This window comes from Flavobacterium sp. AK-345 (assembly GCF_058310175.1).
This window is the reverse complement of the sequence record NZ_JBZEER010000002.1, coordinates 102,249-114,912: the sequence shown is the minus strand read 5'-3', so window position 1 is coordinate 114,912 and position 12,664 is coordinate 102,249. Positions and strand designations below refer to the sequence as shown.

9 protein-coding genes are annotated in these 12,664 nt (G+C 34.1%); 8 read left to right on the top strand and 1 reads right to left on the bottom strand.

The window, feature by feature from the left end; translation table 11 throughout:
- The first annotated feature begins 213 nt into the window (after positions 1-213).
- From AC4FQ3_RS04810 to AC4FQ3_RS04775, 8 genes are all read left to right on the top strand, one after another.
- Positions 214-3,279 (top strand): SusC/RagA family TonB-linked outer membrane protein, encoded by a 3,066-nt coding sequence (locus tag AC4FQ3_RS04810; RefSeq protein WP_491181076.1) that lies wholly within the window; start codon positions 214-216, stop codon positions 3,277-3,279.
- Between the two features lie 11 nt (positions 3,280-3,290).
- Positions 3,291-4,772, top strand: coding sequence for a RagB/SusD family nutrient uptake outer membrane protein (locus AC4FQ3_RS04805; RefSeq protein ID WP_491181075.1), 1,482 nt, complete (start codon positions 3,291-3,293; stop codon positions 4,770-4,772).
- 12 nt (positions 4,773-4,784) lie between these two features.
- Entirely contained in the window at positions 4,785-6,404 is a 1,620-nt protein-coding gene (locus AC4FQ3_RS04800) for a hypothetical protein (protein WP_491181074.1), read from the top strand.
- 11 nt (positions 6,405-6,415) lie between these two features.
- Positions 6,416-8,089, top strand: a complete 1,674-nt coding sequence (locus AC4FQ3_RS04795) for a family 16 glycosylhydrolase (protein WP_491181073.1) — start codon at positions 6,416-6,418, stop codon at positions 8,087-8,089.
- 77 nt (positions 8,090-8,166) lie between these two features.
- On the top strand, positions 8,167-8,931 hold the full coding sequence (locus AC4FQ3_RS04790; protein WP_073393455.1) for a glycoside hydrolase family 16 protein: 765 nt from the start codon (positions 8,167-8,169) through the stop codon (positions 8,929-8,931).
- A gap of 323 nt (positions 8,932-9,254) precedes the next feature.
- Positions 9,255-9,839, top strand: coding sequence for an RNA polymerase sigma factor (locus tag AC4FQ3_RS04785; RefSeq protein ID WP_042564113.1), 585 nt, complete (start codon positions 9,255-9,257; stop codon positions 9,837-9,839).
- Positions 9,840-9,890: 51 nt separating this feature from the next.
- Positions 9,891-10,034 carry a hypothetical protein gene (locus AC4FQ3_RS04780; protein WP_165587188.1) on the top strand — a complete coding sequence of 48 codons (144 nt, stop codon included), beginning with the start codon at positions 9,891-9,893 and terminating at the stop codon, positions 10,032-10,034.
- A gap of 581 nt (positions 10,035-10,615) precedes the next feature.
- Positions 10,616-11,680, top strand: coding sequence for a tetratricopeptide repeat protein (locus AC4FQ3_RS04775; RefSeq protein ID WP_042564114.1), 1,065 nt, complete (start codon positions 10,616-10,618; stop codon positions 11,678-11,680).
- Positions 11,681-11,807: 127 nt separating this feature from the next.
- Here the strand turns inward: AC4FQ3_RS04775 and AC4FQ3_RS04770 are convergent, their stop codons facing one another.
- Positions 11,808-12,464, bottom strand: a complete 657-nt coding sequence (locus AC4FQ3_RS04770; RefSeq protein ID WP_491181072.1) for an endonuclease III domain-containing protein — start codon at positions 12,462-12,464, stop codon at positions 11,808-11,810.
- Between the last annotated feature and the right edge of the window lie 200 nt (positions 12,465-12,664).

The window sequence follows — 12,664 nt, the reverse complement described above, 5'->3', positions numbered from 1 at the left end:
ATACAACACCACAACATTAACGTTTTCTTGTATTTATTACACTTATTTGTTAAAGAAATTAACATTATGATTTTCTAGGTAAACCGAGCTATTTTTTGTCATATATTAAATTTAAGTAATTTTTTTTGTGATGTATGTTTTTTGTTGTGGTTAGTTTTATCGTATTCTTAAAAGGATGGGATATTTTAGCTTCAATAAAAAAACTAACTAATTATGAAACCAAAATTATTATTAATGGTATTATTACTGTTTACATCTTTTGCGTTCTCGCAGACTTTTGATGTAACCGGAACTGTACTGGATGGCTCAGGTTTATCATTGCCGGGCGTAAATGTAAAAGTTAAAAGTTCGTCTCAAAGCACAACCACAGACTTCGACGGATCTTTTAAACTGATCGGTGTTTCAAACGGCACCACACTTGTTTTAAGTTATATTGGTTATCGAACGCAGGAAGTTGTGGTTTCAGGACCAAAAGTTACGGTAAAAATGAGCGACGACACCAGATCTTTAGACGAAGTTGTTGTCATTGGTTATGGTAGCCAAAAGAAAAGAGAACTAACAGGAGCAGTTTCTGTTCTGGATAGTAAAACACTTGATATCCTGAAACCTGCAAGAATTGAGCAGGCGTTACAAGGAACAATTTCCGGTGTAAATGTTACAACACAATCTGGAGCTCCCGGCGCGCCTATAGATGTTCGTATTCGTGGTATTGCTACAAACGGACAAAACGGACCCACTACGATTATTGACGGCTATGTTGCAGACCTGAATGTTTTAAACCCGAACGATATTGAAACCATAACGGTTTTAAAAGATGCTCAAGCAGCCATTTATGGAACGATTGGTGCAAACGGGATTATTTTGGTTACAACCAAAATGGGAAAGAAAAACTCAAAAACAAGAATTTCTTTTAATAGCTACACCGGATTTCAGGAAGCTTCGAGAAAATTGTCCATTCTGGATGCAACAGAATATGCTTTGTTATTAAATGAAAGTTATGCCAATGGCGGAAGAGCACTTCCTTATCCAAATGTAAGCGGTTTAGGAAAAGGAACAGACTGGCAAAAAGAAGTTTTAGGGAAAGGTGTTCCGTTATTAAACAGCGATTTGACCATTTCAGGAGGATCTGAAAAAATCACCTATTCTATTAGTGGCTCACACCTGGATCAGGAAGGTATTGTTGGCGGCGATAAATCAGGTTACCTGAGAAATACTGCCAGAATAGCATTAGGAGCAGATTTGAGTGATAAATTCAAGCTAAAAACGAATGTAATCTATACCTATTTTAACAGAAAAACAATTAATGAAAACGGATTAGGATCTGTATTATTTAATGCCTTAAACGTACCGGCTACATTAAGTCCGTATGATGCAAACGGCAATTTTACATTAGTGCCAAGCACAACAGGATTTGGAACAGAAATTATTAATCCGCTGGCACAAATAGAAAACACGTACAACGATTATAATTATAAAAAACTAAACGGAAACTTTGGTTTAGATTATAAAATTTTCAAAGGATTTGTGTTATCAAGCTCCATAGGATTTAATACCGCAAATAGTGAAAGCAAAACATTTGATCCACAAATAAGTTATGGAGGAAAAGTTTTTGATGTTCAGAGAAGTTCTGTAACGCAAAGAACTGTAAATGACAATGACTATTCATTTGATATTTATGGAACTTATAATGCTAAAATAGCAGAGAACCATAATATTACCGCAACATTAGGTAATACAATCTATAAACAATGGGGAAATTCTGCCGTTGCAACAGGTTATGATGTGCCTAATAATTCATGGGAGTTTGCAGATCTTTCTTTAACTAAAGGTTTACCAACTGCTTTAAATACGGGTGGTTACGTTTACGATCAAAGAAGAATTTCTTATTTTGGAAGAGCACAATATGATTATAAAGGAAAGTATCTTTTTTCAGCAATGATCAGACGAGATTCCTCAACAAAATTTGGTCCGGGTAATAAAGTGGGATATTTCCCGTCTTTTACAGCAGGATGGGTTGCTTCTGATGAAGGTTTTTTTGGAGAATCACAAACGTTTAACTTCTTAAAATTCAGAGTTAGTTATGGAACTTTAGGAAATGATCAAATACCGAATAATGGGTATTTAAGTATTTTAAATGGTGAAGCAACTTATGTATTTGACGGGTTATTAGTAAATGGTGCGGCAACGGGACAAATACCAAATCCGGATTTAAAATGGGAAGAAGCCAAAAAGTTTGATGCTGGTTTAGATTTAAGATTATTCAATGATAAAGTTTCTGTAGTCGCAGATTATTTTATCGATACCAGAAAAGATTTATTAATACCAAATATTCCGGTTTCAGGAATTATAGGAGTTGGTGCTCCGGGGGCAAGTGCTCCAACAATGAATGCTGGTACTGTGAGAAATTCAGGATTTGAATTTGCGATAGACTACAAAGAGAAATTTTCAGATTCATTTTCAATGACATTAGGTTATAATGTAACCTTTCTTAAAAATGAAGTTATAGAAGTAAATAACGGAACCGGTTTTATCGAACAAGGTTCTTTTGGAGTTGGTCAACCAGCCGCGGCACGTATGGAAGCCGGAAAACCAATTGGATATTTTTATGGATATAAAACAGATGGAATTTTTCAAAATCAGGCCGAAGTTGAGGCACACCCGTCGCAATTGGCTTTAGGAGCAAATGCTTCTCCGGGTGATATTCGTTACAAAGACATAAATGGTGATGGAGTAATTGATACCAAAGACAGAACAGATATTGGCGACCCAATTGCAGATGCTACAATGGGTTTCAATATTCAGTTAAATTATAAAAACATTGATTTTGCCGTATATACATTTGCATCAGTAGGAAATGATATGGTTCGTAACTACGAAAGAACACTTTCAGATGCCAATCGTCTTGATTATGTTTTAGACAGATGGACAGGTGAAGGAACAAGTAATTCTGTACCAAAAGTAACTACAGGAGCTACAGCAAACAATGTGTTATCAGATTATTTTGTTGAAGATGCTTCTTATCTTAGAATTCAAAATGTACAATTAGGATATACACTTGATCCGAAAGTGACTCAAAAAGCAGGAATTACAAAGCTAAGACTTTATGCCGGAGTAAATAATCTATACACATTTACTAAATACAAAGGGTTTGATCCGGGTGCTTCATTTGGACCTACAAATCGAGACGGAGTTTCTCAATCGCCAATTGGTGCCGGAATCGATTACGGATTTTATCCTGTTCCAAGAACTTATTTATTGGGCTTAAACATTAATTTTTAATTTCAATTAAAATGAAAAAATATTTATTTACTACTCTGGTAGCGATAACATTAATTCTAACTGTAACAACTTCTTGTTCAGACGAATTTGTGAATCCAAAACCTGAATATTCAATCGACTCTGAGAATTATTTTAATTCTAAAGAAGATTACGATCAGGCATTAATTGCCACTTATGATTTGCTGCAATCAACATATGTAAATGTTTTATTGGGAGAAATTGCTTCGGATAATACATTGGCAGGAGGAGAAAGTCCTACAGATGTAATTGGTTTTCAGCAAGTAGACGATATGATTCACACTGAAGTAAACAGTAACTTAAGAGATGTCTGGAACTGGATGTTTGCCGGAGTTCAAAGAGCCAATTATATACTTGAATTTCAAAACAAAACAGATTTTGCAGGAAAAACTCAGCTTATAGCCGAAACTCGTTTTTTAAGAGCGTATTACCAATTTGAATTAGTAAAATGGTTTGGTGGTATACCGATGAAAGGCGATGTGAGGTTTAAAATTGGAGATGAAAAAACAATTCCGCGTTCATCAGTTGCAGAAGTTTATGCTTCTATCGAAGCTGATTTGGTTTTTGCGTCGGCAAATTTATCTCCAATTGCAGCTCAAAAAGGCAGAGTTACAAAAGGAGCTGCTCAGGCATTATTAGGAAAAGCGTATTTGTTTCAGGGTAAATTTTCGCAGGCAGCCAGTACTTTACAAGCGTTAATAAATACATCACCTTATTCCTTAGAAACAGATTATAATAAAATGTTTGAATTAGATGGAGAAAACGGACCAGAATCTGTTTTTGAAGTACAGTATACAGATGTTGAAGGAGCAGGTTTTGGTTGTTTACAATGTAGTGAAGGAAACGTTGCCGTAGGTTTTAGCGGAATCAGAAATTATTCAGGACCAGTTTTCTCTTCCGGATTTAGTTTTAATCTTCCTACTCAGGAATCATCAGATGCTTTTGAAACTGGAGATAAACGTAAAGCTGTTGCTATTTTAGATATTGCGGCTTGGGCCGGGGCTAATAGTGGAGTAACTTATGGAAAAGGAAATGAGGATACAGGATTCTTCAACAGAAAATATCTTCCAAGAAAAAGAAGCTCAGATGCTGCCGGAGATTTGAATTTAACAAACCCGAACAACTACAGAGCAATTCGTTATGCAGATGTTTTATTAATGGCTGCAGAAGCTTATAACAGAGGTGAAATTGATGATGCAAAAGCCAGAGAATACCTTAATCAGGTTAGAAGACGTGCTTTTGGAGATAACAATCATGATATAACAGCTTCCGGAGCTGCCTTAACGGATTTTATTTTAGCAGAAAGAAGAGTAGAACTTTTTGGAGAAGGACATCGTTTTTTCGACTTGGTAAGAACCGGAAAAGCTGCCGGAACTATTCCTGGTTTTACAGCTAACAAAAACGAGTTATTTCCGCTTCCAATTGAAGAAATTCAGTTTGCAAATGGAAATTGGGAACAAAATCCTGGATATTAAAAAACATCAATTATGAAAAAATTACATTCTATTATAAGTCTTTTCGTTTTGGCAATATTTTTTAGCTGCTCAAGCGATAACAGCGATATTGATTTAGAAGGTTTAGGCGCTCCGACTAATGTATCGGCTTTGACCACAGTTACGCAGGACAATACAGGTAAAGTTACCTTTGTGCCAAAAGGCGAAGGCGTAACACAATACAAAATTAGTTTTGGAGACGGAAGCGCAGATTCTGATTATATTGGAGCCGGATCAACAGTTGCACACGTATATAAAGAAGGCGTTTATAAGTCTAAAATTACGGCAATGGGACTTAACGGAAAAACTACCGAAGTAGAAAAAGAAGTAGTAGTTTCGTTTAAAGCACCAGAAAATTTAGTAGTTGAAATAACAAATGATTTAACGGTTTCTAAAAAAGTAACAGTTAAGGCAACAGCAGATTTTGCTTTGTTTTATGATGTTTATTTTGGAGAAACAGGAAAACCAGATCCAATTTCGGCAAACAATGGCGAATCTGTTTCGTATACCTATCAAAACCCGGGAGTTTACACGATTCGTGTGGTTTCAAAAAGTGCTGCCATTAAAACAACAGAATATACAGAGCAATTTGAAGCAATTTTAATTTTGGCACCCACTTCTGCAGCACCAACACCAACCAGATCTGCGGCAAATGTTATTTCATTGTTTAGTGATGCTTACACAAATGTACCAATGAGTACATGGAGAACTTCATGGTCTGATGCTGTATTAGATGATATTAGTATTGCAGAAAATGCAGTAAAAAAATATTCAAATTTAAATTTTGTGGGTGCAGAGCCAACAGCCACAATAGACGCTTCGGCAATGACATATCTTCATATTGATGTCTGGTCTTTGGATTTTTCAGAATTCAGAATAAAATTAGTCGATTTTGGAGCTAATGGCGTTTATGAAACAGGAGGAGATAATGTTGAACATGAAATTAAAATTACAGCTCCTGAGCAGGGAAAATGGGTAAGTTTAGATATTCCTTTAAGCGATTTTACAGGATTAACAACCCGCGCCCATATTGCACAGTTAATTTTTTCAGGAAATCCTAGCGGAAGCCATACAGTGTACATAGATAATTTTTATTTCTATAAAGAACCGGCAGAGGCAATTAAATTACCACTTGATTTTGAATCTTCTACTTTAACATATACGTGGGGTGGATTTGGAAATGTTGATGCGTCAGTTATTGCAAATCCAAACAAAACCGGAACAAATGTTTCTGATAAAGTTTTAAAATTAGACAAAAAATCAGGAGCAGAAACCTGGGGAGGGGCAAGCCTGAATTTAGAAAATACGCTTGATTATACAAAAGGAACAACTGTAAAAATAAATGTCTGGTCGCCTAGAGTAGGTACTAGTATTTTATACAAAATGGAACTTTCTACGTCGCCAAAAGATGGAAATGGTAATCCAACAGTAGCAATTGAAGTAAGTGCCAAAACAACTGTAGCAAGTGCCTGGCAGGAATTGACCTTTGATCTTACAACGGCACCGGGTTTTAGTACGAGCATTAAATACGACAGAGTAATTTTATTTCCGGATTTTGGAAAAACGGGGGCAGGGGAAACTTTTTACTTTGATGACATCAAACAATCCAATTAAAAGAAGAAATCATGAACAAAAAAATAATCATAAAGATAGTATCCTTATTTACGATTCTCCTTATGGCGGGTTGTCAGAAAGATGATTTCGCATTTGGGTCAATAGATACGCCAACAAATCTTCAGCTAACTGCTGAAATTGTTGGAAAAACAGCCGATGCTCCAGATGGAGACGGTTCAGGAATGGTAAAATTAACCGCGACTGCAGATAATGCAATTTCATATAAATATGTATTTAGCGACGGAACTTCAGAAAATTCTCCAAGCGGCAAGTTTACCAAACGTTTTACAAAAACAGGAGTAAACACTTATACTGTAACGCTCATTGCTACAGGCAGAGGAGGAGTAGCATCAAATATTACGCTTGATGTTACAGTTTTAAGCAACTTTAGTGACGACGAAGCGGTTCAATTCTTAACGGGTGGAACTTCTAAAAAATGGTATTGGTCAGCTTCAGAACCAGGGCATTTAGGCGTAGGTCAAAATGATGGTGATGAGACTAAAAATTTCTATCCAAACCATTATCAGGCCGGAGCTTTTGAAAAAGCAGGTTCACCGACAAGTAGTTGTTTGTATGATAATGAATTGACTTTTTCTCTTGATGGGGACCAATTAAAATACCAATTAAATAACGGAGGAGCAACATTTTTTAATACTGCATTTGCAAGCGTAGCAGGAGGAAGTGGATCAAGTGATTCTTGTTTGACTTATGATACCGGCGGAATAAAAACCGTTTCTTTAAGTCCTTCAGAATCTGTTGTGACAAAAAATAAAGATCATGCTAAGCAAACTCGCGGAACAATGATGAACTTCTCTGACAACGGATTTATGGGGTATTATATTGGTCAGAATTCATATGAAATTCTATCTATAACAGCCAACAGAATGGTAGTTAGAGCTATAATGGGCGGTAATGCCTCATTAGCCTGGTATCATATTTTTACGACTACAAAACCGGTTCAAAATACAGGTCCAGAGGTTGATTATACCAATTTGGTTTGGTCAGACGAATTTAATGTTGACGGAGCTCCAGATGCAACAAAATGGAATTACGATCTAGGAAGAGGACCTAATAATGATGGCTGGGGAAATAATGAAAAACAAAACTATACAAATTCAGCATCAAATGTTATTGTTGAAGGCGGAAACTTAAAAATTACCGCTAAAAAAGAAGCTTCCGGAGGTGTAGATTATTCTTCGACAAGACTAAAATCGGATGGTAAATTTAAGTTTACGTACGGAAAAATTGAAATCCGCGCCAAATTGCCTATTGGAAAAGGAACATGGCCTGCAATCTGGATGCTTGGATCTAATTTCTTAACCAAACCATGGCCGGCTTGCGGAGAGATTGATATTATGGAACACGTAGGAAACAATCAAAACGTGATTTTAAGTACGCTTCATTATCCGGGACATTTTGGCGGCGGCGGAAACACGGGTTCTAAAACGATTCCAAATGTTTCGACAGAATTCCATGTTTATAAAGCAATTTGGAGTCCGGCATCAGTAACTACTTATGTCGATGATGTACAAATTCACAAAGTTGCCAATGATGCCACTCTTCCGTTTAATAGCGATTTCTTCTTAATATTAAATGTAGCGATGGGAGGAAATCTTGGAGGCACTATTGATCCCGCCTTCACACAATCGACAATGGAGATTGACTATGTAAAAGTTTATCAATAGATTATAATTAATTAGTAGAAAGTATTAGAAGGTCAGTTCAGGCTGGCCTTCTAATTTTTAAAATTTAAAACTATACGATGAAAAAAATAGTTGTACTAATAATGTTCTTAACGGTTAGTTTTTGCTTTGCACAAAAGGTAGAGAGAAAACTAATATGGGAAGAAAATTTCAATAAAAAGAAAATAAACGAGTCCTTTTGGAATTTTGAACTCGGTGATGGCTGTCCAAATTTATGCGGTTATGGAAACAATGAAAGACAAATTTATACCAAAACCAATCATGAGATCAAAGAAGGTAATTTAATTATCGAAGCCAAAAAAGAAGGAAATAAATATACTTCGACAAAAATCACAACCAAAGGCAAAAAAGAGTTTTTGTATGGTCGCATCGAAGCAAGAGCTAAACTGCCGGTTGGTCATGGTTTATGGCCGGCATTCTGGATGCTGGGTGCCAATATTGATGCCGTAAAATGGCCTAAAACAGGCGAAATAGACATATTAGAATATATTGGCCGTGATCCGCACATGGTATATACTACATTGCATACACAAGATAGTCACGGAAACACAATCAATACAAAAAGAACTGAGTTTCCAACTATAGAAGAAGGGTATCATGTTTATGCCATTGAATGGACAAAAGAAAAGATTGATTTTTTTGTTGATACCACTTTGGTATATACCTTCAATCCCGAAGTTAAAAACGAAGATACGTGGCCTTTTAATAAACCATTTTATATAATTGTAAATTTAGCTATCGGAGGTAATTTTGGAGGACCAGATGTAGATGATTCTATATTGCCTCAAAAGTATTATATAGACTATGTTCGTGTCTATCAATAAAAAAATAAATACTAATAATACTACTAAAAAGTAGGTGTAAGTTGTTTAAAATAAGATATTTAAATTATTTACGCCTCTTTTTTTAATTTGTTAAAACATTCTAATTCTTTCATATTATTAAGCACTTTCATGGCAAAGTTTAATTTTAATGTATCGTATTTGTAATTTTATTATTAATTATTACTCCATTCATTTGCTTTTTAAAAAAAATATTTGTTAAATTTGGACTCAATATTAACATAACTCACGATAGGCCTATTACATAAAATTACTTTTTAGAAAAATTACTCCAAATTTTAATCAAAAACTAAAAAAGTAGTATTATGGCTGATCTGCATATTCCAGACGCTCTATTAGTGAAAAACTATGTCGAAGGCAATGAAAATGCCCTTGCGACATTGATAAAAAGGCATGAGTCTAAGATATATGGATTTATATATTCTAAGATAGCTGATAGAGATATTTCAAATGATATTTTTCAGGATACATTTATTAAAGTTATTAAAACTTTAAAATCCAATTCATATAATGAAGAAGGTAAATTTTTACCTTGGGTTATGCGAATTTCTCACAATTTAATTGTAGATCATTTCCGCAAGACCAAAAAAATGCCAATGTATAGAGAAACAGAAGAGTTTTCTATTTTTTCAATTATGTCAGATGATTCATTAACAATCGAAAATAAAATGATTTTTGATCAGGTTGAAGTAGATCTTAAAAAGATAATTGAAGAGCTTCCTGAAGATCAAAAAGAAGTTCTTGTAATGCGTATGTATCAGGATATGAGTTTCAAAGAAATTTCAGAACTTACAGGTGTAAGTATCAATACTGCATTAGGAAGAATGCGTTATGCCTTAATGAATTTAAGAAAAATAATTGATAAACATCAAATTATTTTGACCAACTAATAATATTTTGAGCATTAGTGCGTTATACTATTATAAAACATTTTTGATAGTATGGCGAAAATTTACTCTAAGAAAGCATTAGCTTCTAAAAACTTAAAACCTAAGAAAGAAGTAGTTTCTTTTCTATTAAACTATTCACAAGCTCTTACAGTTGTGAAAATTGAAGATAAAAGTTTTGAGATTATAGCTAATTAAACAGCCCACTACTTTGGTCGGATGTTTATTTCGAAAGAAAAAACCAAATGGTCGTTTTGGTTGAAAGCTCACTATTTGTATGTAAATACAAGTAGTGAGTTTTTTTTTGCCGTAATTTTAAGTCTCTTTTTTCTGTTATTGTTATCGTAATGTTTTCTAACTTTTAATAAAATAATTTTCAGGATCTCCTCTTGATTTAATGCCTGAGTTTGTTAAAGTTTGATATTTTAAGTAATTTTTATTGATTTATTCAATATTTGTTTTATTTTAGTTAAAAAGTTTTTTTTTATTCAAGTAAATTACTTTATTGAATAGTTTTTCGTATTAAAAAACTTTGAATGCTAAAAATTGCTCAAAAGTAAGCTAAATATCAGGTAAATAAATGTTTAACCAATAACCAATAATATATGAAGAAAAATTACACTACTCAATTTCATTTTATTTGTTGTGCATCTTAATGTTACTGTTAAGCAAAAGATTTTTTTTGCGTACTAATACTATAAGTGCTATTTGTCCCCAAAAGCGACTATAAATAACCACAATAGCCGTTCAAATCTATTTAACAACCAAACTAAAATGAAATGAAAAAGAAACTAAAAATATTATCAATTTTACTATTGATAAACTACGCAGCATTTGCGCAAAAAGAGGAAATCAAAGAAGCGCAATCTTATTTTGATAAAGGAAAACCTGAAGAAGCTTGTGCGATTTTAAAAAAAGTAGAATACTTAGTAATTAATGCACCCGATGAGGTAAAATCCGATTTCTTTTTTACAAAAGGAAATGTTTATAAGGATTTGGCAACCAAAAACATAGATGCTGCAGCAAATTTCGCAATAGCTTCTGGTGCTTACCAGGATGTGCTTTTGTATGAAAATGATTCCCGCAATTACAAATACGCCTTTAAAGCAAATTTAGCTTTAAAAGAAATGAAATCTAAACTTGTAGATGGAGCATACAATGATTTTAAAGCAGGAAAATACAAAGAAAGTGCAGATAAGAGTAACGAAGTTTACCAGTTTGATAAAAAAGATACACTAAACCTGCTTAATGCAGCTTCGGCTTCCTTAGCAGGCAAAGATTATTCTTCTGCAATTAAATATTATGAAAAACTAAAGAAAATAAATTATAGCGGAAAAGGGATAATGTTTTACGCTACCAATAAAAAAACAAAAGCAGAAGAATCTTTTATTTCCAGAAGTGCAAGAGAATCAAATATTGCAGCGGGACTTTATGAAAAGCCAAGAGATGTCTGGCCGCCTTCTAAAAAAGAAGAAATTTTAAACTCATTGGCATTTTCTTATATGGAAACAAAAGATTATACCAATGCCGAAAAATATTATGAAGAAGGAATACAGTTAAATCAAAACTGCATAGACTGTTATATCAACCTAGCTTATGTTAAAATCCAATTAAAGAGAGTATTGGTAGATCAGATGGCTTTACTTGGGAATAGTCCGCAGGAGATGAAAGAATACGATAAACTGGATGCTAAAAAAGATGAAATAGTACGAAGTGCCATTCCATATCTTAAAAAAGTATTAGTCATCGAACCAAAAAATGAAGACGCTTTTAAATCGCTTTTAGGAATTTACAGATCACTCGATATGACGACAGAATACAACGCATTGAAAAGCAGTCAATAAAGGTACAAACACGAATTTCACGAATTGGCACTAATTACTAGTTTGTGAAATTAATTTCGCAAAATAAGTTTAACAATTTAGATTTGTGCTAATTAGTGAAATTCGTGTTATAATATATGTATCACTTTTAGATGTTCTTTTTAAGAGCTTCTTCTATTATTGATTTTTTGCCAATTGTTCTCGTAATAATATCTTTCTCTAAACTCCAGCCTCTTGCAGGCGAATATTCACGTCCGTACCAAATAATTTGCAAATGCAAATCGTTCCATGTTTCTTTAGGAAATAATCGTTTAGCATCTTTTTCAGTCTGAACCACGTTTTTTCCGTTTGAAAGATTCCACCTGTACATTAATCTGTGAATGTGCGTATCAACCGGAAAAGCAGGAACTCCAAAAGCCTGAGACATTACCACACTTGCTGTTTTATGTCCAACAGCCGGCAAAGATTCAAGCGCCTCAAAACTCTGCGGAACCTCACCATTATATTTATCAATCAAAATCTCAGATAAGCCATGAATTCCTTTCGATTTCATTGGCGATAATCCACATGGGCGAATAATTTCCTTAATTTCTTCCACCGACATTTTCACCATATCATACGGATTATCAGCCTTGGCAAAAAGCAAAGGCGTAATCTGATTTACACGAACATCAGTACATTGCGCAGATAACAAAACAGCAATAAGTAATGTATAAGGATCTTTATGATCTAGTGGAACAGGTATAGTAGGGTAGAGTTCTTTTAACGTATTTATAACAAATTGTACGCGGGCTTCTTTATTCATTTCCGTATTTTTATTGATGTAAAAATAGCATAATTTTCATGATGTGCCTAATCCAGCTTTCCGTTACAACTCCTCATTGTCAAAGTAACATTTTTAAGCATTAACAAGAGCTTCTTCCAGTCGCTTTCTTAATGCAAAAAATGTAAACTTTCACAATTCCGGGGTTTTCACTTCAATCTGGGGCATGATAATTATAAATT